This window comes from Spirochaetota bacterium (assembly GCA_038043445.1).
In the GTDB taxonomy this organism is placed as follows: Bacteria; Spirochaetota; Brachyspiria; order Brachyspirales; family JACRPF01; genus JBBTBY01.
The window spans coordinates 1-24,912 of the sequence record JBBTBY010000013.1 but is presented as its reverse complement, the minus strand read 5'-3'; the positions used below and the strand labels follow the sequence as shown (position 1 = coordinate 24,912).

Below are 24,912 nucleotides of genomic sequence, written 5' to 3'. Positions count from 1 at the left end.
TGCTCTGGCATGCGCGTGATGACGGCTTATCTGCGTCCGCGGAAAGGTTTTCCACCGCCGCCGCCGGCATGATTGAGCTCACCGAAAAGCATCCTTCCCGCCGATGTCTGGCGCACCGTCTGTACGCGCACATCCACGGTCTTGCCGATGCTCCGGTCCGCGTTCTCGACGACGACCATGGTGCCGTCCTCGAGATGACCGACGGCCTGGTTCTTATCGGTGCCTGCGCGTATGAGCTCCACTTTGATGACATCGCCCGACTGTACATCGGAGCGCACCATCGTGGCAAGATCGTTCAGATTGAGCACTTCGACGTCGTGTATGGATGCGACCTTGTTGAGATTGTAATCGTTGGTTATCACCTTGCCGTTCATCGCCTTCGCGAGCTCAAGGAGCTTGAGATCGACCTCGCGTATGTTCGGATAATCGATGTCCGAGATGAGCACCGGCACCTTTTTCGACGATTTCATCTTGTTGAGTATATCGAGCCCGCGGCGGCCGCGTATGCGCTTCTGCGGATCGGCGCTGTCGCTCAAGTACTGCATCTCCTTGACGACGAACGCGGGGACAACGAGCGTGCCCTCGATGAAACCCGTTTCCGCGATAACGGCGATGCGCCCGTCAATGATAACGCTCGTATCGACGATCTTCGCTTCCTTCGCCGCATCCTGACCGGAAAGCCTCGCCACAAAACGCCCCACTTCGGGAGAGATCGCTATCGATGCCCCGAAGACAAGATAGGCGATGCCGAAAAAGAGAACAAAGCGCGCCCAGGATTCTATGCCCGGGAATACGGCGGTCACCGCCGCGGAGGCGAGGAGATAGAAGACGAGCGTGAGCAATATCGCGCAGGCGCCGAGTATGATGTCGCGCGCATGCGACCGGCGGAAGACGAAGAATTCCCCGGCGAAGAGAACAAGGGCGCACATGCCGAACACGATAGCATGAACAGGATAGAGAACGAATTGATCGACAGCGGCTATGGTAACGGCTGCCGCTGCAAGTACAAGGATACGCCACATAGGATGCTCCGGATAACGACCGCGTCAGCGGTGTTCGAATTTTTTCGCCGATTTCTCAAGTGCGCTGGAAACGATGTCCTCGATGAATTCCTTGTCCTTCTTGAGGGCAATGCTTATCTCATCGACGATGAACTGATACGCTTTCTCGTACAGACGCTTTTCGGACGAAGACAGTTCCTTGAAACGATTGCGGATGAAAAGCCCGCGAGCGACCTCGATGGCCTCTTTGATGCGGCCGGTCTTGAGCTTATCGACGTTCTCCTGATAGCGTATCTTCCAATTGTCCTCGATGTCCGTCGGTTTGCGCTGGAGCATCTTGAGGAATTCACTCGCCTCGGCGCGGCTTATGATCTTCCGTATGCCCATGGTCTTTACGCTGTCGACGGGGACCTTCAATACGATATTTTCCATCTCGCATTCGAGCACATAAAAGTCGATGTTCTTATCGTCGAATTTATGTTTTTCAAAGGTAACGACCTTGCACACCCCGTACATGGGATACACGACATAGGCCTTCTTTTTAAACATGTATATTCCCGTATAGCATGAGAGATGATAACGTATTCATTGTGTCCATTCAAGCCGGATTATAGCACACATTGATAAAAAAACAAGGCAACGCGGGGCGCTATTTCGACGGCTATTCCCCGCCGGCAATGACCTGTATACGGCCCCCGAAATACCGCTTATACATGGCGGCCAGGTCATCGCGGGTGACCTTCTCGAACAGTTCCCTGCTTCGGTAGAGGTCGTTGGGGTCGGCGCTGCAATATACCCTGAGCGCGAGCTCGAACGCTTCAAATGCGGTATCCTGCAGTCCGCGGTCCATTTCCGTAACGGCGATATTCCTGGCACGAGTGAGTTCGCCGTCGCTCATGGACTTCATAAGACGGTCAAGTTCGCTCTGCATGAGAGAGGCGGCAAGCGGCGCTTTTTTTTCAGCGGCCTCGACAGCGGCATAGAGCACTATGACACCGCTCCCGAGCTTGGGACTCTGATAGCACCCCACCGAATACGCGAGCGAATTATCGCCCCGTACTGCGGTGAAAAGACGTCCGCCCATGCCGTCAAGGATATTACAGAGTATTTCGGCAGGATAATAATCGGGGCTGTAGCGATGCGGGCCCGGCATACCGATATTGACAATGCTCTGCGCAAAACCGGGCATCGGCTCGGCGAACGTCCTCGTTGGCATCTCCGGCGTCGGGAGCGATGACAGTTCGTTCACCATACCGGCGGCGATGGGCCCGAACGCGGCACGCACCATGCTGATAAGCGCATCGGACGGCATATCGCCGGCGATGGCGAGTACGATGTTCTTCCCGGTAACGGCCTTTTTGTGGAGCGACACGACATCGTTCCTCGTAATGCGTGCGATGGTGTTCGTCGTTCCGAGCGAGGGCCGCGCATAGGGGTGTTCCGCGTAGATGCGCGAACGGAAACGCATGCCGCCCTGATAGAACGCATCACGTTCGGAGCGCTTGAGCGAATGCTCGGCCTCTTTTTTCACAAGGCCTATCTCTTCCTCGGTAAGCGTCGGCTCGCGGAGGGCGGATGCAAGTATCGTGAGCGCCTCGCGGGCGTCCGCAGCGAGCATTTTTACCTTGAGCGCGCAGTAGTAATTACCGCTCTCGCCGGTAAGCGTCCCCCCGCGGGAATTGAGCGCGGAAAAAAGTTTTTCCTTCGGGAACGATACCGACCCGCGCGCCATCGTCGTCGCGAGCAGGTTGTGAATGCCGTTATTCGATGCATCCTCGGCGACAAGACCGCCGCGGAAGAGCGCCGCGGCGCTTATCGTCCGTGCCGGTGTACGCCGCGCGACCACGGTCATCCCGTTCGGCAGCACCGCCGTCACGGCGCGTTCCGCCGCCGCCGCGGTCTCCACCCGTTTCGTTTTCTCTTCGGTCCCGGCAGGGAGAAGCGCTACCAGCGTCTCTTTCTCTTTCACGAAATAGCGCTTTATCACACGTGCGATATCATCAGCGGTCACACGTACGATGCCGTTGAGATACGTCTCGTCGAACAATGGATTGCCGGCCCATATATAGTTCCCGCCGAGAGCACCGGCAATGCCGTCGACGCTCTCTCGCGAGCGTATCGCATGCACGATAGCGGTGTTTTTCGCCCGGTCGAGCACCCCCGCCGGGAGTCCCTTGCCGATCTTTTCGATGATGCTGAAAACAGCGCGCTCGTATTCAGCGTACGTCCGTTCCGGCATGAGCTCCGCGTAGAAGCTGAAGACGCCGCGTGAACGGGGTGTCCACGACTGCGCTTGGGCACGGTATGCTATGTTCTTCTCGACAAGCTCCTTTTCAAGGATGCCGATGTTCTCTTCGGACAATATCGATGCGAGGAGATCGAGCGGGTACATATCCTCATGGAACACGCTCACTGTCTGAAAGCCGATCTCCACCATGGGCACTTTCGTCACGCGCGATCGATCGATGAATTCCCGCCGTGCGGTATGCGGCGGCTCATCCGGCACATAGAGGTCCCTGATCGGTTTGCGTGCAAGCGGTCCGAACGTCTTCTTCGCCGCTTCGAGCGCCTTCCCGCGGGCGATGCCGCCGGCGATGACAAGTACCATATTGTTGGGGACGTATCGTGTACGGTAATACGCGTGGATATCGTTCGTGGTGAGGCGGTCATAGATGTCACGGTAACCGATGACCGGATAGCGGTACGGGCTTTCGGTGAAGAACGAGCGGCTGAAGAAGCGGGAGAACACGCGGTCGGCATTATCCTCGCCCATGGCCATTTCCTTGTGTATCGTCCCCTGCTCCGCTTTGACCGCAGCGGCCGGGAACACCGAATTGCCGATCATGTCCGCAAGTATCGATAACCCTTCTTCACAGCCGTTGGCGCTCACGGTGAACAGATAGCACGTGTGGTCTATCGTCGTATATGCGTTAAAATTGCCGCCCCCGAGGGATTCTATGTCCGCGGCGATGCGACGCTGATCGGGGCGCGATGTCGTGCCGAGGAAGAGCGCGTGTTCGAAGAAATGGGACAGCCCGGAACCGAGCCATGTGTCCTCGTGTATCGATCCGGTGAGCACATAACAGCGCACCGCGACGAGCGGCGAGCGGAAATCCTCATGGATGATGACGGTAAGTCCGTTCTCAAGCGTCGTCTGCGATGCGCCCGCAATGACCGCGTTCGATACGTGATACGAGGGGGCGGCGAACGATGCGGCGATAAATGCCGTGAGAACGGCGGCAAGACGGAGCACTACGTTCTTTCCGCGTGCTCTTCGACGAATTTATCGAATTCCTCTTTGCTCATCTTGTCGGCATACAATGGGTAGAGCGCTTCCTTCAACTCTTCTATCGTGTTGAATTTGGCGCCGTCAAGTTTAAAAGGCATGCTCCCCCCCTAATAATTTCCTGATATGAACGTCTCCGGGTCGACAAGCGTGCTTGCGACCATGAGCTGATATAAGAACGGCCGTCCCGCGCCGGCAAGACCGATCACTTCACCCTTTGCCACCTGGCGCGACGATTTTACATCAACGCGGCCCAAGCCGCGGTACAATGTCTTGAAACCATAGGGATGCATGACGACGACGCGAGTACCGTCGTCCCCGTCGGGGCCGACCTCGATGACGGTGCCGCCTGCTGCGGCGCGTACCGGTGTGCCGGCGATGACACCGAGATACAGCCCGCGGTCCGCATACGGGTCGCGGTCCGTGTAGCGCTTGACGATGACGCCGTTGCCCGGCGTGAGCGGCCAGAGATTCGGTATGCAGTCGACGAACGATTTTCGCGATTTGAGGAATTGCTGCAGTTTATCGAGATAGCGGCGGCTTAAGGACAGCTCATTGACGACGCTTTCCATTTCGATGAGCTCGGCGCCTGAGGTTTCATTCGTTGCGGAAACAGAGAACGGGACATCCTCTTCACCGCCGCCGATGGCGAGAATGGAATCCCCGGGGCGTATATAACCCGCGGACACGAAAAGTCTTTTCAGATCGTCGCGATATCTCGTCTGCGAAACGAATTCCTTCACCTTCTCCCGCATGACCGAGAGCTGATATTTCGATTCGTCGATGCGTCGCGAGAGGAAGGCGCGTTCGTTCTCTTTCATCGATTTACCGGTCAAAAGCGAGAACGAAAAAAAGGAGACGACGAAGACGATGCCGACGGCGGCAAAGATGGCATAATACGAGATATGGAAACTGCGTATCTTCTTCTGCGAATGGGGGACGAACATGACCGTAATGCGTTCGCGGCCCTTGGCATCCACCTTCCGCAGTGTTTCCCGTATCTTCTCTTTCAGTTTCATTCGTGACGTATGCGCTCCCGCGTCTTCTACCTTATTACTATTATCGGTCCCATGATAAATGTTTTTTAGCCTGCTGTCAAGACTTTTTCGGGGTTTTCAGCCGCCGCGTACCGCGCGTATACGTGCCGTTAGAACGATGTGCTAGACCGCATCGCGCATATCGCGGGGGGACATGCCGTACCGCTTATGGAAAAGCCGGGTGAAATACGATACATCACGCATGCCGATGGACGCGGCGACCTCGGCGATGCTCGCCCGCGATGTTCCGGACAGTGCGACAAATGAACGCCCGAGCTTCATTTCGCGCATATATTCGCCGGAGGACATGCCGGCGAAGCGATTGAATATGCGGTTGATATAGCGCGCCGAAAACCCCAGTTCGGATGCTACACGCGCGGGGGTAATGGGTTCGGAGATATGTGCCGAGATGAAAGCGAGCGCTTTTGTGTAAAGAGCCATTTCCCTGCGTGAGCTTACCGACGGCGGTGCGGCAGCGGATGCGCCCAGCGCACGGGTGAAATTCTCCCGGAACAGCCAGTATATCATATCGGTCACGAGGGCATGGACGCGCCGGCGGGCATAAGGCGCGTTCCCCTCTATCTCGCGGTCTATTTCCGGGAGCACGGCGGCGGGCGATCGCATCCGGTAGTGCGATTCTTTCGCGAGCGCGGAGATCGAAGCGACGAAAGAACGATACGGCGGCGGCGCGGCTATCGAGAGCATGAAGCCGTCAAGTACGACGGGTATCGGACCTGTCATCCAGCGATGACGTTTCCCGGCAGGGATGAATATCGTCTCGACGGGTTTGCGCTCGCATCGTTCGCCTTCGATCTCGTAGCAGATGCTGCCGCTGCGCACAAAGCTGTACTCGTGATATTCATGCGTATGGAACGCTGTCGCCTCGTTCGGCGTGCTCGTGCGCTGATGGAAAAGCGCTATCGTCACGGCGATGCCGTCAAGATCGATGACGCGCTGGCGAGAGAGCGCTTCGGAAAGGAACGTGTTCTTCTGGTCGTCCGGAAGGAAATCCATGGGGAGAGTATATCAAATGCCGTACGGTTTACAATGGCCGGAAAATACGATAGGATAGGACAAAGACAAAAGGATGTCCCATGGAACCGAAAAAACGCGATCCGAACGCACCGAAGCATCTGTCGATAATCGTCCGCGACCCCGACGGCAGGGAATGGAAAACGATACTGGCCCAGGAGAAGGTGTTCTCCACCGGGTCCATCGGATTCTATGCCGGCGATAAAGTGGAGAATCCCGAAAGCCATGAACGATATCAGGTGAGCATCAATATCACCCTTATCGGGAGCAAGCCGGACGGGAAATGAGCGCGCTGAGGCTCCGCCTCAGCGCTTCTCATTTTTTCCGGTTTGCTGTATACTGGAGCACAAGGAGCGAGATGGTATGATCGAACTCGCCGTCATGACGACCGTAGTCCTCTTTCTGCTCGGGGTCATCGTCTACTATATCTTCCGCATGATATACATGCCCCAGCAGATATCGGCGGTGCAGAAGCTCGTCGAGAACAAACAATATCCCAACGCCATACGCATCATCAAGAACATGCTCGCACAGAAGGGCAACAGCGGCATTTACGGACAGCTGCATGCGCTCCTCGGCGACTGCCATTCGGGTGCCGACAATCTCGCCATGGCGATCGTTGAATACCGCGCGGCGCTCCGCGATACGAAAAGCGAGAGCCTGCAGTTCGAGGTGAAGCTGCGCAAGAAGCTCGGCAAGGTACTGCTTACGCTCAACAAGACCGAGGACGCGCTTAAGGAATATCTCATCCTCGCCAAGGTGGACCCCAACAGCCACGAGCCGTATTTCTTCATCGGGAAGATATACTACGAAAGCAGCAACTACGATAATGCGTGCGGGTATCTTGCCAAGGCTATCGAGATCAATCCCCAGTTCGGCGAATCATTCATGTACCTCGGGCTGGCGAAATTCAATTCCGGCAAAGAGGTCGAGGCGCTCGACTTTCTCATCAAGGCGCTCAAATTCGATCCGAAGAACCCGCTGCTCCATTATCATCTGGGCAAGCTCTACCGCAACGGGAAGGACTATCTCAAGGCGCTCGAGGAATTCGAGCTTGCGCTGCGCGATAACGATCTCAAACGCAAGGCCTTCCTTGAACGCGGGCTGTGCTTCATCGAGATCGGGAATTATCTCAAGGCGATCGTCGAACTTGAGCGCGGACTTGCGGGACTCCCGGGGGACGACAACGTGAGCATCGCCACGCGGTATGCGCTCGCGAAATGCTTCGAGGAAACGCGCGATCTTATTTCCGCCATCGAGCAGTGGGAGAAGATCAACGCCATACGCGCCGGGTATCTTGATGTCGCCGAGAAGCTCACTACCTATGCGAGCCTGCGCCATGACGATGCCATGAAGGATTATCTCACGGCGTCCAATAATCGTTTCGAAGAGCTTGTCAGAAAGCTCGTTGCGGTCATGGGCTTCAAGATACTCGATATGCGCTTCGAGATGAACGGCGATGCGGTCATCAACGCGACGGAGGCCGACGAGGTCAAGTGGCGAAACGCGAAACTGCTCAATCGCATCATCCGTATCCGGCGGGAGACGCAGAAGGTGCAGGAGCCCGAGATACGGCAGATCCTCGATATCGCGAAAAAGAACAATATCAGCCGCGCGGTGTTCATTTCACCCGCGAAATTCTCCGACCAGGCCCTGGCATTCGCCACCTCGCGCCCTATCGATCTCATCGACGGTTCGGGCCTCCAGTCGCTCCTCAAGAAGGCGCAGCAGGTGAAGCTCGATGAGAGCGGCAGTGCGATAACAACGCCCGACCGTGACGAAGCCCACGAGGAAGAGCTCAAGGAAGAGAACGAGGCCGAGGGGACGGAGAATTGAAAGAGGTTCGCGACCGGTATTTCCGGAAGGCGAAAGAGGAACAGTATCTTGCCCGCTCGGTGTACAAGCTTTCGGAAGCGCTTGAGAAGTTCTCATTCATACGCCCTGCCGACCGTGTTCTTGATGTCGGCTGCGCACCGGGGTCGTGGAGCCAGTTCCTGACGCGATCGGTCATCACCACCGGTTCGGTCACCGGCATCGATATACTCCCCGTACAGTTCAGTCATCCGCATTTCACGTTCATCCAGGGCGATATCAAAACGATCGACGCCGCATCGCTCGTCCGCGGGGGGCTGTTTTCCGCGGTGATAAGCGATGCCATGGCGAACACCATCGCCGACCCCGAGGCGAACCATTATCGCTCTATCAATCTCTGCCGGGTGATAACACGCGCGCTGCCCGCGCTCCTTTCGCGAGGCGGCCACTTTTTCATCAAGGTGTTCGATGGTCCCGACCTTACCGCATACCGCACCGAACTGAAGGCGATGTTCGCAACTGTAGCGAATTTCAAGCCGAAAAGCTCGCGTGAGGAAAGCCGTGAGCTCTTTCTCTGCTGCCGGGCATTCCATACCTGAATTAAAAAATCCTTCCTTAATTGACGATACTTATAAGGCGGTCCGGTCCCTCCGGACGAGGATATCGGTATGATGAGCATTCGCCGGCGACGGCAATTGACAAAAATAGGCGTGACGATAGCCATAATCGCGGCTATCGTTGCACTTATTGCATGGCTGTCGTTCGGTGCGAAAGGGCTTACGAAAAGATCGGTGTACGTACGTGAATTGCCGCGCTCGACGTTACTCTATCTCGCCTGCAAGGGGCCCTTGCGCCTGACCGAGCGCTTCCTCGAATCCGAATATGCGAGCGATCTGCGAGAGGAAGAGGCAGTGCGTACCTCGCTTCAGGCGCTGCGGTCGGCCGTCACGGCGTGCAACTCCCTGCCGTTCTTTCCGCGCTCCATCATTCGCTCAGCCCTTTCGCGGGACGCCGCGTTCATCCTTCTCAGCGGTGATGCCACGAATATCGCCGAAAGCAGGGCGTATGTCGTCGCCGATATCGGGAATCTTCCCTGCGCCGTACTCTCGATCATCGGCACGCCGGTATCGACGATCAGGCTTGCGGGGAGACATCTCGAGAAACGGCGTTCGTCCTATCGCGGGGTGACCGTGGAGGAATGGCGCGAGGGCGATGCCCCCGTGTTCTACAATGCATGGTTGCGCGGGCGTATCATCGGTACGGGCGGCTACAGCAATCTTGTGTTCCTCATCGATTTTTACCGTTCGAAGGGGCCGGCATTGTCCGAAGAGCGATTCCTCCGCGATGCGGCCGATCCCGGTGCCGCTCCGGTACAGGCCTATTTTCACACGGCACGTTTCCGTACGTCGGCATTGTCCTCCGTGGAGCCGTTGGCATTCATCGCCGGCAAGCTCATACGCGGTGATGAGGTCTTCGCCTCTGCCCGTCCGCACGCGCGTGAAACGGATGTGACGCTTTCCATCAATCATCACGGGAATGCCTCGTATGAACTGTCCGAGGTCTTCGGGCCGGCGCGGAAAAAAACGGCGCATCTGTATTTCCCGCGCTCAACGGTGCTCCTGCTTTCACTTTCTGCGCGCGATATGGGCCGCTGGTATGCGTCGGCGTACGCGTATGCGACCACCATGACCAATGTCCGCTTTGCAGCGGCCCTTGCCGCTTCATTGAACAGCATGAACGCGCGTACCGGCATAGCCGACCTGCTGCCTGCCGTCGGGGGCGAGGCCGCTATCGGCGTGCTCCGCGGTACCGACACCTATCATGTCGTCGTCATGTGCGTGCTTAAGGATGAAGCGACCGCTTTGCCCGCACTTGAAGCCTCGCTTGCGAAACGCACCAGCGCGCTCCGAAAACGGGAGATACGGTTCAAGGACCGCTTCATCTATTATTACGATCTCGGCGACCAGAAGATATTCTTCTGCCCGATCAGGGACCGTTTCTTCTTCTCGTACGACCTGGACGCGCTCAAGGACGTCATCGTAAGCGCATCGCGTAACGACAATCTTGCGTCAAAAAGTCCGCACATGAACGCCATGGGGCTTGCCCCGTCGCACGGCATGTTCTATTTCAATTTCCCGCTGTCGTACGAATATTTTTCGACGTTCGGCATGCTCCGCCGCGAAAGCTTCCCGCGCATCGTGTATCTCAGCCTGCGCGCGGAGAGCGATACGCTCTCGCTTTCCGGGAAACTCCTCGTCAATCTTGAGCGGGCACGATAAGAGATCCGAGATCAATCTTCCTCTTCGGCGAGCCGTATGTGGAGTTCCTTCAGCTGGCGCGGCGTAACGCCTGCCGGTGCACCCATGAGCAGGTCCTGCGCCTTCTGGTTCATCGGGAAGGCTATGACCTCGCGTATGTTCGTTTCGTTCGCAAGGAGCATGACCATACGGTCTATGCCCGGTGCGATGCCCCCGTGCGGCGGTGCGCCGAACTTGAACGCATTGATGAGCGCGGGGAATTTCGTATCGACGACGCTCGAATCATATCCGGCGATCTGAAACGCCTTGTACATGACGTCCGGACGGTGATTGCGTATCGCGCCGCTTGAGAGTTCGATGCCGTTGCAGACGATGTCGTACTGATAGGCGAGTATATCGAGCGGGTCCTTCTTCTCGAGCGCTTCCATCCCGCCCTGCGGCATGGAGAACGGGTTGTGCGAGAAGATGACCTTTTTTTCCTCGTCGCTGTACTCGAACATGGGAAAATCGGTTATCCAGCAGAATTTGAACACGTTCTCTTCGATGAGTTTGAGATCAGTGCCTATCTTCGTGCGTATCTGACCGGCGAGACTGTCCGCCGCTTTCTGTTTTTCGCAGATGAAGAACACAACGTCGCCGCTGCCGATGCCGCAGCTGTCGGTTATCTCCTTGATGCGCTCCGGTGTGAGGAATTTCATGAGCGGCCCCTTTATCGAGCCGTCCTTTTCGAACTGGAGATACGCAAGGCCTTTCGAGCCGAGGGACTGCGCGAACTCGACGAGCTTGTCAAAAAAGCTCCGCGGCTCATCGACGATGCCCTTCACCGGTATCGCGCGGACGACGCCGCCCTTCGCGATAATGTCCTTGAATATCTTGAAATCCGAGCGCTTGAAGATGTCGCTCACATCGCGGTTCTCTATCGGTATGCGGAGGTCCGGCTTGTCGGTGCCGTATTTCACCATGGACTCACGGTACGGGATGCGGGGGAACGGGGGCTTCGTCATCTGCCACGAGGAGAACTGCGTGAATATGGTGTACATCACATCCTCAAGCGTCGTAAAGATATCGTCCTGCGTGACGAACGACATCTCGATATCGAGCTGATAGAATTCACCGGGCGAGCGGTCGGCGCGTGAGTCCTCGTCGCGGAAACAGGGCGCGACCTGGAAGTAGCGGTCAAACCCCGACATCATGAGGAGCTGCTTGAACTGCTGCGGGGCCTGCGGGAGTGCGTAGAATTTCCCCGCGTGCACGCGCGAGGGTACGAGATAATCGCGCGCGCCTTCCGGGCTCGATGCGGTGAGTATCGGCGTCTGGAATTCGTTGAAACCGAGCGATGTCATCTTCTGGCGTATCGCTGAAATCACCTTCGCGCGGAGGATGATGTTCGCATGCAGGTGGTCCTTACGCAGATCGAGGTAGCGGTACTTCAGACGCAGCTCTTCGGATGTCAGATCGTCCGGGAATACGCTGAAGGGCACTATCTCTGCGATTCCGAGCACTTCGTATGCGCTTGCTTCCACTTCTATCGCACCGGTGGCGAGCTTCGGGTTGACGTTCTCCGGGGTGCGTTCTATCACAACGCCGTCGAAGCGCACCACCGTCTCCTTGGGAAGATGCGAGACGGCATCCTGGAACGGCGCCGAGGGGCGTACCACCACCTGCGTGAGCCCGTAATGGTCGCGCAGGTCTATGAAAAGAACACCGCCATGGTCGCGTTTATTGTGTATCCAGCCGCTCACGCGGACGGTTTTCCCGACATCCGCCTTGGAAAGCGCTCCGCAGGTATGCGTTCGATAGGTGTGCATATTCATCCTCATATCATATTGAATGCGGCGCCATTATATAGTAAATACCGATGTGCCGCAACGCCGGGTGAATGAATTTATTTTGTAGGTGAAATGCTCTGATCGATTGACGCCAAATTAAGAGGGATAGACACGAATTGCACGAATAACCACGAATAATTCGTGGAAATTAGTGTAATTCGTGTCTGGCTGCTGATTCCGGCCTCATGCAATTATTTCGCTGCGTTACCATAATAGAAAGTCAAACACCACGCCGAGGGGGGTATTGCATAAATATCCTGAAAATGTATAATCCTTCACACGGAAATAACTGCTAAACCATGAGCTTGACCGAAATGGAGGAGTCGCTGGCGTTTTCGCAAAATAATAAAGCGGGAACAATAGCGCAATTGAACGAATCACTTTACGATCTCGTATTATTAAGAGGAGTTAGAAGAAATGAAAAAGATTCTCACATCACTGATGGCGGTATGCGTTATCGCAAGCTCGTCATTCGCGATCACTTCGCTGCAATGGGGCTACAGCTACGGCCTGTTCGAGAACGACGTATATATGGCGGCTGATCCGCTCTACATTTTCAAGGTTGAAAAGAACATCACTGACCTTGGCTGGAGAGGGTTCAATGCGACCATGAACACGGTGAACTGGGACGGCATGATAGGTCTTATGACCGGTCTTCCTGTTCGAATCACCTTGGCCGTGAACGATACGGAAAACATTTCGCCGATGTCCAATTTTTCGTTAAGCACCAATATTCGGCAAAACGGAACGAATTTTGCGAACAGCACGATCGCCGGAAATCTCACGCTTGATAACTCGCAGCGCAACATCAAACTCGTTGCCAGCCTTATCAACAGCGATGCGATGAAGCTCGGTATATCGTATGAGCTTATCATGAACATGAACAATCGTTCTGGAACGCTTGATAATCTCGGCGCGCAGCAGGGGAACTTGGTGTCCAACGCGCTTGCGACCAATAACGGGACCATCTGGAATACGCTCACGTTGGGATATAATCCCGGTAACCGGCAGAGCACGAATACGATCACGCATATACTGACCCCGGCCGTGAAAATGGGCGATATGCAGATCTACATACCGATATCGTATCGGCTTGTTGAGAACGCGACCATCGGCTCATACGGCGAGACCAACGTGTTCCCGACGAATACGATCACTACGCCGGTCGCCAGCAACCAGAACTGGGTGAACAATACGAGCGTTAATTATTTCGGGCTCGGTGCCGCAACACGAATGACGCTCGCAAAGGACATCGGACTGAAACTGTATGCATCACTGAACGCTGCTCTCGGAATGCGCTTCAACGGCGCTACCGCCATCAACTCGGGGAGGAGAGATTATGTCCCTGCGGTGGGGTACACGAGCAACGTGACAGTGTCCAATGTGACGTATCAGGACGGGTATATGGCGCTGCCGCTTTCGACGAGTAACTGCCTCTATATGAACACGCGCATCGCCGACAACAAGATAAAACTTGGAGCCGGCCTCGGACTTGAGGCGACATACACGCCGGAATCGTACGTACAATCGACGACGAATTTCACTCTTATGGGGTCGAATGGATACAGCTATCAGCTGCAGACACCGACGGCGAACACGACCAGCATGAATGTACAGACCATTGCGGGAAGCATATTCGTTCCGGCCGCTGTTCAGATCGATTGCACGGAGTGGTTGGCGATACGCGCCGGCATACAGCCGAGATTCGCGTATTCGTATTCCTCGACGACAAGCACCTCAGTGCCGAATAAGATCACTTCGACGTTGATCACCAACGGCGTGACGACAACGACCACGAACTTCGGTGCCGGCAACGAAACGGCATCTACCAATGTGGCGGGACTCGCAAGCTGGACTACTGGTGTAGCGTATTCAGTCGGTCTTACGTTCACCGTTTCGAAAGACTTTACGATCGACATGCAGTACGTCAACACAGGTACCGTTGTTGCAACGGATATCTGGTCTCTCGGCAACTGGTCGATACAAGCAAGCATGCGCTTCTAGTATCTACTGTAACCTTATCACAAAAAGGCCGTCCGCACAGTAACAGCGGACGGCCTTTTTCATTTGTTGTGTGCAGCAATGCGGTGCAGATCGCTCTTTATAATAATCGCAAAGCAACTACGGAGGCTGTCGCGAAAATGCTACTCGCCCATAACGAAGAATAATGAGCATCAAGAATTTATCAGGATCGATGAGAACAGCGGGTTGCAACCCGCTGTTCTCTATTTTCGCGACAGACGCCTACGCGGTCGCCACCATATCCGTGGCTTATTTTCCTTACCTGCAATACACATTCTCACACCTATTGACAGCGCCCATGTGATAAATCAGTTACGCTACCGCATCAGATAGACGATCATCGAAACGCCTGCCGCAATGCAGTAGAAACCGAACACGAAAAAACTCCCGCGGCGTATCATGGCGATGAGGAGCCTCAGCGCACAATAACCGAATACGAACGCGCTTATAAATCCGACGGCAAGCGGGATGAGTTCCATAGCGGCGATGTTCTTCACGTCAAGGAGCGCCGCTCCGGCGACCGCGGGTAAAGAGAGCAGGAAAGAAAGGCTTCCTGCGGCTGCCGGCGATATCCCCGAGAGAAGCGCTGCGGTTATCGTAATCCCTGAGCGTGAAATGCCGGGAAAGAGGGCGAGCCCCTGCGCGATGCCGACGATAATGGCAATGATGACGGTCGGCTTGCGATGCTGTCCATAGCGTTTCGCCAGAAGCGATGCGAAGAGTATGAAACCGGTGACGATGAGCCCCGCCGAGAACGTCATGAGCATGCCGCGTTCCGCCTCTGCATCTGATGATACGGTGTCTTTGAGCGGAACGCCGAGCATTTTCATCGCAAAATAAACGAGGAAGGTCAACGCCGTTGCAGTGAGAACGTAGATGACGAAGCGCAATTGCTCGTTCTTACGCCAGGTGCGCCGTATGTCCTTTATCGATGACGGGGTGAGTGCTTTCATGAAGCCTGTGATCACCGTGCGTATCTCCTCTCGGAACACGATGACAACGGCAAGCAATGTCGCGCAATGGAGCGTGATATCGAAGGCGACGGTGTTCATGGAAAGATCGAAGCCGAAGAAGTGATGCAGAAATCGCAGATGCGTCGAGCTTGACACGGGAAGGAATTCCGTTACACCCTGTACGGCGCCGAGTATGAAGGCTTCAAGCATCGCGCGCTATCGCCATTTGTACGATTCAACGATGAGCGTGGAGACGGCGAGACAGACGGTTATCCATGTAATGAAGAAGAGGATGTTCGACACGTCGATGAGGCCCTTGGTGAAATTGGCGAACTGCGTGGTTATCGATATGGCCTCGAGCACGCGCTTGGCGGAGTAGAACATATCCGCTATCCAGTTGATCACATACGCGAGGAGTGCGAGCGAGACGCCGAGAATGGCGGCGACAAGCTGCGAACGCGTGAGCGATGTGGCCACAAGGCCGAGCCCGAGCACGGCCGCGCCGAGAAGGAATAGCCCGAGATAGCCTGAGAGTATGACGCCGACATCGGGCGTGCCGAATATCATGAGGAATACCGGGTAGGCGAGCGTTATGATAAGGAACGATGCGTAGACGGTGAGCACCGAAAGATATTTGCCGAGCACATATTCGAACGACTGTATGGGAGAGGTCATCACGAGCTCGAACGTTCCCGACGATTTCTCCTCGGAAACGAGCTTGATGCAGAGAATGGAAAGGAAGAGTATCGAGAAGAAACCGATATTGTAGAGCGAGTTCTCCATCACCGCGAGCTTGACGAAGTGAATGTCCATGGTGAAGAAAAAGCCCGTGAGCGCGAGATAGATGAAGCCGAGTATGTAATAGAGCGGCGATATGTAGAACGAGCGGAGCTCGCGGAGGAATATCGTGCGTACGTTGCGCGCCTTCATGCATGTGCCCCGGCATGTGCCCCGTGTGCATTGCCCTTGTGCGTCAGGTGAATGAATATCTCTTCGAGATCGATGGCGTTCGCCGTCAATTCGACGACATCGTACCCTTTCGTGACGAGCATGCGCGCGACGTCGGACCGTATATCGGTGCCCGTTTCGCTCTGTATGCGGATAAAGCCGTCCTCGGCGGTCTTCACGCTCGATACGCCGATCATGCGTCGAAGGTCCGCCACCGCTTCATTCATTTTTTCGCGGACGCGCACGAGCACATTACCGCCCTTTATCTCCGTCTCCACGCGGCGCTTAAGCCCTTCGATGGTGTCGGTGGCGATGACCTTACCGCCGTTGATGATTATCGCGCGCTTGCATGTCGCTTCTATCTCGGGGAGTATATGACTTGATATGATGACCGTGCGGCTTCCGGCGAGCGATGAAATGAGCGAACGTATCTCCACGATCTGATTGGGATCAAGGCCCACCGTCGGCTCATCGAGTATGAGCACATCGGGTTCATGCAGTATCGCCTGGGCGAGCCCCACGCGCTGGCGGTACCCCTTCGAAAGACGGCCTATCACGACGCGCCGCTTATCGGTCAATTTCACGAGCTCCATGGCCGTATCGACCTTCGAAGCGATAGCGTTCGATGCGACGCCTTTCAGTTCCGCGCAGAAGGAAAGATAATCGGCCACGCGCATTTCGTTGTAGAGCGCCACGTTCTCAGGCATATAGCCGATGCGCTTTTTCACCGAGAGGGGATCGTCATGCACTTCGGCGCCGGCCACGAACACTTCACCGGATGTCGCCGGAAGGAAGCCGGTGATGATGCGCATGGTCGTCGTTTTCCCCGCGCCGTTGGGGCCGAGAAGCCCGACGATGTCCCCGCGGGCTACCGTGAATGAAACATCGGAGAGCGCGCGGTGTTCGCCGTAATCCTTGACGATGGAGCGTACTTCTATCATGGCGCCGCAGTATACCGCGTCCGCGCTAAAAATCAAGACAAAAGACCGTCCTTTTCCCTTGCGGCGGCGATATCGTTCACCGCATCGGCCGCCACGATACAGCTCTTCGCGGCCAGGCGCTTCCCGATCTTTTCGGCTGCATCCGCACCGATGCCGTGTTTCGCCGCGGCACCGCGTGCGGATATATTCCCTTCGCCCGAAAATCGTATCACGCGCGCCTTACTGCGCTATGGCCTCGATGTCGATGGTAAGCGTAACGCTCTCGCTGACCGGCATTTCGCCCTTTTTTCCCACGCCGAAATCGGTGCGATTGATGACACCCGTTGCGGTACCGGCGATGCGCGTCTTGCCGTTCTTGTCCGTCATGCTCCCCGTGATAACGAGGTCGAGCGTTACGGGTTTTGTAACTCCGTGCAGCGTAAGATCGCCGAGGATCTTCCCGCCCGCCTTCGTCCCCGTATACGACTTCATGACGAATTTCGCCGCGGGAAACTGCTTCACATCGAAGAAATCGGCGCTGCGAAGATGGTTATCGCGCATATCCACACGCGTATCCACGCTTGCCGTGTCTATGTCGGCTGACAGCGCACTGATGACGCCCTTCTCCTCATCGGCGGAGAACGTCGTCGTGAACGTCTTGAACAGTCCCCGCACCGTGCTTATCCCAAGATGTTTCACGGAGAAGCCGATGCTTGAATGCGCCGGGTCCGCGATATACGTTCTCGCGGAGAGCGCAGCTGCAAGAAGCATGAACGAAAGTGGGATGATCGCTTTCATGAGGAACTCCTTCTCAATATTTACTTCGCAGATAAGGTAATAATCCAAGCCGGCGAAGTAAACACCGGACAGCGGCATACGCGATCACTCGCTGCCGCGGCGGGTCTCACCCGAATTATCACGTAAGAAAATAAAACCACGGAGAGCACAGAGGACGTAAGAGAGTGCAATAAAAAGCATGGAGGATAATGCGCAGAGGGTGTCATCTTTCGGGTGAAAATGTTCAGCTGCCCTTCCGTTCTTTCTCGGCCTTTTCTCCGTGATCTCCGTGGTTTCTCTTTATCCTTATGTGAGGATTTGGGTCTCACCGTATTCTTGCTATTTCGCCGGGAAAACTATACCATGGCGTATTATTATGTAAACATGAAGAGGAATCGTATGCAGGTCCTTCTCAACGATACGCCGTTCGATCTCAAGGTCGAACAGGAAAAGACCGTGGCCGATATCATCGCAGGCATGGAAACGTGGTGCGCCGGCGAGCGCATGGCGATAACCGATGTCGTCGTCGACGGGAACGTGCTCTATGTCGTCGATAATGCCGGGAGCGATGTGCCGATTTCCGGCGTGAAGACGATACATTTCCACGCAATGGCATACGAGGAATACGCGTACACGTCGCTTACGAGCGCATACGAGCACATCGAACGCCTCGTTGCCGCGAAGGATGACGCATCCGTGAAGCTTGCCGACGCGGTGGACGGCATCGGATGGCTCATCTCGATACTCCCGCGATCGGCGCATCTGCTCGGCATCAATCTCAACGAGGAGAACACGAACGAGAAGCTGAAGCTCCTTGAAATAAAGAAAGAGCGGCTCGCACGGCTTGTGAACGATGCGGATGCGTCCGCACGGAAATTCTTTGCCGATGACATAGTCCCGTTCCTCGCCGACCTCGGGCATCATGTGCTCCTGCACATCGCCAATGCCGAGATACAGCTCTTGAAGCTGATCGGCGGCGCGATAACGGCGGAGAACGCGCATGAGCGCCTTGCCTCGCTCATCGGGCTCGTCACCCCGCTCTCATCGCTGCTCGACAAGGTCGTTATCCTCCTCCACAAGGGACGCGATAAGGCGGCGCTTACCGGCATCGATAAATTCTGCGACGGCGTGGGGAGCATCATCTCCGTCCTTGCGCGCATACAGGAAACGTTCTCGCTCGACTATTCGTCCATCACGCACGGGAACGTCACGCTCGAAGCGCAGATAAAAAGCCTTCAGGATGTGCTCGTGGGCGTGCTCGATGCGTTCAAGACCGACGACTACGTCACCGTATCCGATCTCCTCGCCTATGAATTAAAGCCGCGCCTGGATACGCTCGCCCATCATCTTACCGCACTCGATACGGTCATTAAAACGCGCACACCGAAGTAGCGGAACAATCCCGTGGCGGAGTCGAGCGATCTTTTTGATGAAGCGCCCCCGCCTGAGGGGACATCCGGTTCGAAAGGCCCGCTTGCCGACAGAATGCGCCCGCGGACGCTCGCTGATATGGCCGGTCAATCGCATATTCTCGGAGAAGGAAAACCCCTCCGCCGATTGATAGAAAGGGATATTCTCACCTCGCTTATTTTCCACGGCCCTCCGGGAACCGGCAAATCGACATTGGCGGCCATCATCGCCGAACGCACGCACTGCGCGTACCTCCGCATCAACGCCGTTCTTTCCAACGTGGCGGAACTCCGCGATGCGATACGCACCGGCGAAAAGAACCTCCGCGCCGGAAAGAAGACGATACTCTTCATCGATGAGATACACCGCTTCAACAAAGGCCAGCAGGACGCGCTCCTCCCCTCGCTCGAGGCGGGCACGGTGATACTCATCGGCTCGACAACGCAGAACCCGTATTTCTATCTCACCAATGCGCTTCTCTCGCGCGTCATGCTCTTCGCGTTCAAGGAACTCTCCGACGACGACGTGCGCTCATCGGTCATGCGCGCCATCTCCCATGCCGACGGTCTCGGGAACGAAAAGGTCGCCATCGACGACGACGCGGTCACCGCCATCGTCAAGGCCGCGCTCGGTGATGTGCGCAAGGCGCTCACGTATCTTGAATTCGCTTTCCTCGCTTCCGTCATGGACGAGGACCGCGGCACCGCGGTCACGCGCGACATTGTTTCCGAGGTGGTGCAGAAGAAGGCACTCCGCTACGACCGCGACGGCGATGAGCATTATGATGTCATAAGCGCGTTCATAAAATCGATACGCGGGAGCGACCCCCACGCGGCCGTCCACTATCTCGCGCGCATGCTTGAGTCCGGCGAGGACCCGCGTTTCATAGCCCGCCGCCTCTCGATACTTGCCGCCGAGGACATAGGCTTAGCCGACCCCAATGCACTCACGGTGGCCGCCTCCGCGTTCACGCTCGTCGATCTTGTCGGCATGCCGGAGGCATCGCTCATACTCTCCGAATGCGCGCTCTATCTCGCGCTGAGCCCGAAATCGAATTCGGCATATCGAGCGATAAACAAAGCGCTTACCGAAGTTCGCGCCGGTGATGTGCCGGCGGTACCGAATTATCTCAAGGATTCTCACTCATCCGAACGCGATAAGAACGGTCCGGGTGAATACAAATATCCGCACAATTTCCCCTATCACATCGTCGCGCAGGAATATCTGTCGAAGAATGCATCGTACTACGATCCTGCGGACATCGGTTTCGAGAAGGAACTGAAGAAGCGATATGAGTGGATAATGAAGCAATTGAAGGGCGGGTGAGTGTTCGATCAATGCAAGACCACATGCGTCATATTCGTTGCTGTCACCGTCATCCGTACTATCGATGCCGGGTGATTCGCGACCGTAAGATACGACACGCCGTTTATCATGTGATGCACATCCGCATGTGAATGCCCGCTCAGCACATAGGATACCGACCTCGTTTCGAAAAGATACATGAGATATGCCGCCTCTTCGATATCGGTATACTGCTGCGTCTCGGTTATCGCCGGGCTGAAGAATTGAAAGTGCGTGAACACGATGCAGTGTGCTTCGGAGCGGCTCGCCAGCGTCTGTGAGAGCCAGTCATACTGCTTTTTTCCGAGCGTGCCGTTCGCAGAGTCCATAGCTATGACGCGAAGCGCTCCGGCGGAGAAGGAGTATATCGAACGGCCGATGTGCTCGCGGAAATTCGTCCAGCCGCCGAAGTAGAGGTCATGATTCCCCGGGACGGCGAACCAGGGTATGCCGAGCGCGGCTGTCGCTTCCCGCATGGCGTTCGTAAAGAGTATCACATCGCTTCTCAAGCCGTTCTGCACGAGATCGCCTGCGGCGAGGACGAATTCATCGGCAGCGATGAGCTTTAGGGAAAGCGATGCCACACGCGCTGCCGACTCCGCGTCGTGCACGTGCGTATCGGCGATGACGACGAAGGAGTACGGCGGCGTGAGCGAAAGGTTCGTCGGCGCGGGGAGCGAAAGCCCGTCGTTGAAGCGCTCATCGACATCGGAGGAGGCGAGGAAGCCGAACGGATCGAGCGAGCAGCCGAGCATGAGCACGGCACCGAGCGCGGCAGCGAGCACCGCGCGCATCATAGTGTCACCCGTCCGCCGATGCAGATAAAGATCACGGCATAGGTGCCCGCCAGTGCAAGGGACCCGCTCGGGCGTATCGTCACATCGGCAAAGACGCGCCACGGTGCGGAGACAAGGAATTCATTGCGCATGCGGAGCATGATGGTGCCGAAATTGCCGATGTAGAATTCATCGAAGTTGCCGAACGACGCCGTGAGCGTCCAGAATTCGTTGAAGAATGCGAAGGTGCATCCGATCTGATAATGGAAGAGCGTTTCGAAGACGGGGCTTGCGTAGTGAAAAATGTTCCATATCGCGGCGCTGTCGGCGGTGAAGGAACGCAACGCAACGCCGAATTCAGCGAAAAAGAACTGCATGCGCCAGGACAGCGAGGGGATGATGCCGTGCACTGCTTTGAGCGATGCGGGGAATATATCGGCGATGAAGGAGACGCCGGCACCGAGACCGGTATCGAGGATATTCTCATATCGCACGGAAAGGAAGTACCCGTCAAGCGACGGTGACATCCACGTGAACGAAATACCCGCGGACGCACGCACGTGATCCCACAGAAGCGCACGGTAGAGCACGCGCGTATCGAACGATACCCCGAGCATTCGGTTCACATCGAGGGCGGCATAGGCTTCCATGTCGTGTGATATCCACGACACATTCGTGTTCGTCGCCCCGAAACATGGTACAGTGAAGAAGCCTGCGATGCAGAGGGTGATACAGGCGCGTGAAAAGCGCACACCGAAGCGGGACATCATTCCTCTTTCGCCCCGCGGCTCATGAGCGCCATGAGCTCTTCTTTCGCATTGGATTTCTCAAAGAGAACGCGGTACACGCTCTCGGTTATCGGCATGACGACCTTATGCTTTTTCGCGTATTCATGTATCGCCTTCGCCGCATATACGCCCTCGGCGACCTGCTTCATCGATGCACGAATATCATCGTAGTTCTTCCCTTCGGCGATGAGGCGCCCCACGTGATGATTGCGGCTCAATTCGCTCGCGCAGGTGACGATGAGGTCGCCCACGCCCGAAAGTCCGTAGAACGTCTTTGCCTTCGCCCCGTGCGTAACGCCGAAGCGCACTATCTCCGCCAAGCCGCGCGTGATGAGCGCTGCTTTGGGATTATCGCCGAGATGAAGCCCGTCGATGACGCCCGCTGCGATGGCGATGATGTTCTTGAGCGATCCGCCGAGTTCTACTCCCTTCTGATCATCGGACGTATAGACGCGGAAATACGGCGGCGTCATGAACACATCGCGGATACGGCGCGCTGTCGACAGCTTTTTCCCCGCAAGGACCACCGCGGTAGGCACAAGACGCCCCACCTCTTCGGCATGCGACGGCCCCGAGAGCGTGAGCACTTCCACGCCTTTCGGCAGAACGCTTCGCGCCACTTCGCTCATCGTACGCGTGCTGCCGACCTCAAGCCCCTTCGTTGCGGATACGACGACGGTCTTCTTCGTTATGAACGGCGCTATGCCTTCCGCCGCCGAGCGATAGGCGAATGACGGCGTGACCATCACGATAACATCCGTATCGCGAGCGGTGTCCTCAAGGGAATCGGAGAAGCGTATCGAGGCATTGAGCTTGATGTCGGGAAGATATGTCCTCGATTCACGATCGCGGCTAAGCGCATCCAATTCCGGCTTCTCGTATACCCACACGCTTACCGCATGACGCGATGATAGAACGTTGGCAAGCGCCAGTCCCCAGCCGCCGGCCCCGATAATGCCGATGCGATTACTTGTTTCGGCGTCCACCGGAACGCTTTCCTTTCGACGATTTTTTTGCGGCTTTCTTTTTCGAAAAGCTCATTTCCGAGCCGGCAAGAAGACGCTTATAATTCGGTATGTGCCGGATGACGATGAATGCGCAGACGATGAGCGAAAGCGCGAGGAGATACGGATAATCGATGCCGAAGAACCAGGTGTTAAACGACGGTATGCAGAATTGAAATATCGTCAGTATAATGGGAAACGTTATCGCGGCGGCTGTCGAGCCTATGGCGACCGTTTTCCCCGACGCAAAGAACGCAATGCCGAATGCTATCGCTGAGGTGATGACCGACACCGGGGCGAGTACGAATACCGCACCCGCCGATGTGGCAACGCCTTTACCGCCCTTGAATTTCAGATACACCGGGAAGATATGGCCGATGATGGCGGCGAGCGCAGCGGCGACAAGATACCATTTCGGATAGCCGGGAATGAAATGACCGAGAACGAAATAGGCTGCGATGACCATCCCGAGGCCCTTGCCGATATCGAGAACGAAGGCGAATATGCCCGGCACAAGCCCCGCTGAACGAATGACATTCGTAGCGCCGATATTGCCGCTCCCCTTTGTACGGATGTCCACACCCGCAGCAAAACCGATAAGCAGCGAGAACGGAACGGCCCCGACAAGATAGCATGCGATGAACACGGCTGTTGGTATCAGGATATCGCTCATCGTTTCTCCTCCCTGCGCTTCTTGTATCGCATCTCTATCGGCGTGCCCCGGAAATCGTACACTTCCCGCCGGCGGTGTTCGAGATAACGCCGATAATGCATCGCTATTGTATCAGGATGATTGCAAAAAAGCAAAAATGTCGGCGGTTTGATGTCGGTCTGCACCACGTAGAACACTTTGAACGTCGTTTTCCCCGCGGTCACCGAATAGCGTTTGGTGGCGCCGTGAAGAAGCTCGGTAAGCGCATGCGTTTCCAGTTTCGTTTCGCGTACGGCGGCCACCCGGAGCGCGAGCGACATTATCTGATCGGCGTCCTTTTTCTTCATGCCGGAAAGCTTCGTGATCACCGCGTATGGTGCCACCTGCAATTCTTTCCTGAGATACGCTTCATAGTCGGCCCACGATACGTCTTCCGGGTGCTTGTCCCATTTATTGACGCCGATGACAAGCCCGCGCCTTCTATCGACGATGAGCGAGGCTATCTTCTTATCCTGATCGGTGAAGCCGTCGGTGATATCGATGAGGAGTATCGCCACGTCGCACGATTCTATCACCTTTATGGCGCGGTTGACGCTGTAGTACTCGATGTCCTCGGCGACGCGCTTTTTCTTCCGGATGCCCGCCGTATCGACGAGGCGTACGCGCTTACCCTTGAATTCGATGAGCGAGTCGACCGGATCGCGCGTAGTGCCGGCTATCTCGCTTACGATGCTTCTGTCATCACCGACGAGCGTGTTGAGCAGGGTCGATTTACCGGTATTCGGTTTTCCAACGATGGCGATGTTCACTTCATCGGTCGGCCGGGTCTGATCCTCAGTGATCTGCTGATCGACGGGAATATCCGGGATATGCGCTTCTATCACCTCGGTAAGATCGGCGAGACCAATGCTGTGTTCAGCGCTTATCACGAGCTTCTCGGAAAAACCCAGGCGATCGAATTCATACGCCGCCTGCGCACGAGTATCATTGTCCGCTTTGTTGATGACGAGGAGAACGGGCTTGCCGAGTTTTTTTATCCGCCGCGCATAGAAGCCGTCGTCCG

The 24,912-nt window shown here is 56.1% G+C and carries 24 protein-coding genes; 7 read left to right on the top strand and 17 right to left on the bottom strand.

Annotated elements, in window-relative coordinates; genetic code table 11:
* Positions 1-26: 26 nt before the first annotated feature.
* The 6 genes from AABZ39_01835 to AABZ39_01810 form a co-directional block, all read right to left on the bottom strand.
* On the bottom strand, positions 27-1,022 hold the full coding sequence (locus AABZ39_01835; protein MEK6793489.1) for a PIN domain-containing protein: 996 nt from the start codon (positions 1,020-1,022) through the stop codon (positions 27-29).
* Between the two features lie 24 nt (positions 1,023-1,046).
* Positions 1,047-1,550 (bottom strand): CarD family transcriptional regulator, encoded by a 504-nt coding sequence (locus AABZ39_01830; GenBank protein MEK6793488.1) that lies wholly within the window; start codon positions 1,548-1,550, stop codon positions 1,047-1,049.
* Between the two features lie 112 nt (positions 1,551-1,662).
* Positions 1,663-4,254, bottom strand: coding sequence for a pitrilysin family protein (locus AABZ39_01825; GenBank protein ID MEK6793487.1), 2,592 nt, complete (start codon positions 4,252-4,254; stop codon positions 1,663-1,665).
* Entirely contained in the window at positions 4,254-4,388 is a 135-nt protein-coding gene (locus AABZ39_01820; GenBank protein MEK6793486.1) for a hypothetical protein, read from the bottom strand. Before AABZ39_01820 ends, AABZ39_01825 begins: the two co-directional genes overlap by 1 nt.
* A 9-nt stretch (positions 4,389-4,397) precedes the next feature.
* A complete protein-coding gene (locus tag AABZ39_01815; GenBank protein ID MEK6793485.1) occupies positions 4,398-5,306 on the bottom strand; it encodes a M23 family metallopeptidase in 909 nt (302 codons plus the stop codon).
* A gap of 141 nt (positions 5,307-5,447) precedes the next feature.
* Positions 5,448-6,338, bottom strand: a complete 891-nt coding sequence (locus AABZ39_01810) for an AraC family transcriptional regulator (GenBank protein MEK6793484.1) — start codon at positions 6,336-6,338, stop codon at positions 5,448-5,450.
* 80 nt (positions 6,339-6,418) lie between these two features.
* Here AABZ39_01810 and AABZ39_01805 point away from each other — a divergent pair, with 80 nt between their 5' ends.
* The 4 genes from AABZ39_01805 (at position 6,419) to AABZ39_01790 (ending at position 10,447) form a co-directional block, all read left to right on the top strand.
* Positions 6,419-6,643: a hypothetical protein gene (locus tag AABZ39_01805; protein ID MEK6793483.1), complete on the top strand. Its 225-nt coding sequence runs from the start codon at positions 6,419-6,421 to the stop codon at positions 6,641-6,643.
* Between the two features lie 76 nt (positions 6,644-6,719).
* Positions 6,720-8,192 (top strand): tetratricopeptide repeat protein, encoded by a 1,473-nt coding sequence (locus AABZ39_01800; GenBank protein MEK6793482.1) that lies wholly within the window; start codon positions 6,720-6,722, stop codon positions 8,190-8,192.
* Positions 8,189-8,767: an RlmE family RNA methyltransferase gene (locus tag AABZ39_01795; GenBank protein MEK6793481.1), complete on the top strand. Its 579-nt coding sequence runs from the start codon at positions 8,189-8,191 to the stop codon at positions 8,765-8,767. Before AABZ39_01800 ends, AABZ39_01795 begins: the two co-directional genes overlap by 4 nt.
* Before the next feature lie 69 nt (positions 8,768-8,836).
* Complete coding sequence (locus tag AABZ39_01790) at positions 8,837-10,447, top strand: hypothetical protein (GenBank protein ID MEK6793480.1); 1,611 nt, start codon at positions 8,837-8,839, stop codon at positions 10,445-10,447.
* An 11-nt stretch (positions 10,448-10,458) separates the two neighbouring features.
* On the opposite strand, the gene aspS is transcribed toward AABZ39_01790, so the two are convergent.
* Positions 10,459-12,234: an aspartate--tRNA ligase gene (gene aspS, locus AABZ39_01785; GenBank protein MEK6793479.1), complete on the bottom strand. Its 1,776-nt coding sequence runs from the start codon at positions 12,232-12,234 to the stop codon at positions 10,459-10,461.
* A 438-nt stretch (positions 12,235-12,672) separates the two neighbouring features.
* Here aspS and AABZ39_01780 point away from each other — a divergent pair, with 438 nt between their 5' ends.
* Positions 12,673-14,259, top strand: a complete 1,587-nt coding sequence (locus AABZ39_01780) for a hypothetical protein (protein ID MEK6793478.1) — start codon at positions 12,673-12,675, stop codon at positions 14,257-14,259.
* Between the two features lie 335 nt (positions 14,260-14,594).
* Here the strand turns inward: AABZ39_01780 and AABZ39_01775 are convergent, their stop codons facing one another.
* Genes AABZ39_01775 through AABZ39_01755 form a run of 5 tightly spaced genes read right to left on the bottom strand, consistent with a single transcriptional unit; the run spans position 14,595 to position 17,896 of the window.
* Positions 14,595-15,440, bottom strand: coding sequence for an undecaprenyl-diphosphate phosphatase (locus AABZ39_01775; protein MEK6793477.1), 846 nt, complete (start codon positions 15,438-15,440; stop codon positions 14,595-14,597).
* Between the two features lie 6 nt (positions 15,441-15,446).
* A complete protein-coding gene (locus AABZ39_01770; protein MEK6793476.1) occupies positions 15,447-16,160 on the bottom strand; it encodes an ABC transporter permease in 714 nt (237 codons plus the stop codon).
* Positions 16,157-17,119 (bottom strand): ATP-binding cassette domain-containing protein, encoded by a 963-nt coding sequence (locus tag AABZ39_01765; protein MEK6793475.1) that lies wholly within the window; start codon positions 17,117-17,119, stop codon positions 16,157-16,159. The genes AABZ39_01770 and AABZ39_01765 overlap by 4 nt, the downstream gene beginning before the upstream one ends.
* A gap of 32 nt (positions 17,120-17,151) precedes the next feature.
* Positions 17,152-17,331, bottom strand: a complete 180-nt coding sequence (locus AABZ39_01760) for a hypothetical protein (protein ID MEK6793474.1) — start codon at positions 17,329-17,331, stop codon at positions 17,152-17,154.
* 7 nt (positions 17,332-17,338) lie between these two features.
* Positions 17,339-17,896 (bottom strand): YceI family protein, encoded by a 558-nt coding sequence (locus AABZ39_01755; GenBank protein ID MEK6793473.1) that lies wholly within the window; start codon positions 17,894-17,896, stop codon positions 17,339-17,341.
* 378 nt (positions 17,897-18,274) lie between these two features.
* On the opposite strand from AABZ39_01755, the gene AABZ39_01750 reads away from it, so the two are divergent.
* Positions 18,275-19,267 carry a hypothetical protein gene (locus tag AABZ39_01750; GenBank protein ID MEK6793472.1) on the top strand — a complete coding sequence of 331 codons (993 nt, stop codon included), beginning with the start codon at positions 18,275-18,277 and terminating at the stop codon, positions 19,265-19,267.
* A gap of 93 nt (positions 19,268-19,360) precedes the next feature.
* Positions 19,361-20,611 carry a replication-associated recombination protein A gene (locus tag AABZ39_01745; GenBank protein MEK6793471.1) on the top strand — a complete coding sequence of 417 codons (1,251 nt, stop codon included), beginning with the start codon at positions 19,361-19,363 and terminating at the stop codon, positions 20,609-20,611.
* An 8-nt stretch (positions 20,612-20,619) separates the two neighbouring features.
* Here AABZ39_01745 and AABZ39_01740 read toward each other — a convergent pair whose 3' ends face one another.
* The 5 genes from AABZ39_01740 to der all read right to left on the bottom strand — a co-directional run.
* Entirely contained in the window at positions 20,620-21,426 is an 807-nt protein-coding gene (locus AABZ39_01740) for a metallophosphoesterase (protein ID MEK6793470.1), read from the bottom strand.
* A complete protein-coding gene (locus AABZ39_01735) occupies positions 21,423-22,175 on the bottom strand; it encodes a hypothetical protein (protein ID MEK6793469.1) in 753 nt (250 codons plus the stop codon). The genes AABZ39_01740 and AABZ39_01735 overlap by 4 nt, the downstream gene beginning before the upstream one ends.
* A complete protein-coding gene (locus AABZ39_01730; protein ID MEK6793468.1) occupies positions 22,172-23,179 on the bottom strand; it encodes an NAD(P)H-dependent glycerol-3-phosphate dehydrogenase in 1,008 nt (335 codons plus the stop codon). The genes AABZ39_01735 and AABZ39_01730 overlap by 4 nt, the downstream gene beginning before the upstream one ends.
* Complete coding sequence (locus AABZ39_01725) at positions 23,160-23,870, bottom strand: glycerol-3-phosphate acyltransferase (GenBank protein MEK6793467.1); 711 nt, start codon at positions 23,868-23,870, stop codon at positions 23,160-23,162. The genes AABZ39_01730 and AABZ39_01725 overlap by 20 nt, the downstream gene beginning before the upstream one ends.
* Positions 23,867-24,912: ribosome biogenesis GTPase Der (der, locus tag AABZ39_01720; protein MEK6793466.1), on the bottom strand; the 1,046-nt coding region annotated here is incomplete at its 5' end. The genes AABZ39_01725 and der, both read right to left, overlap by 4 nt.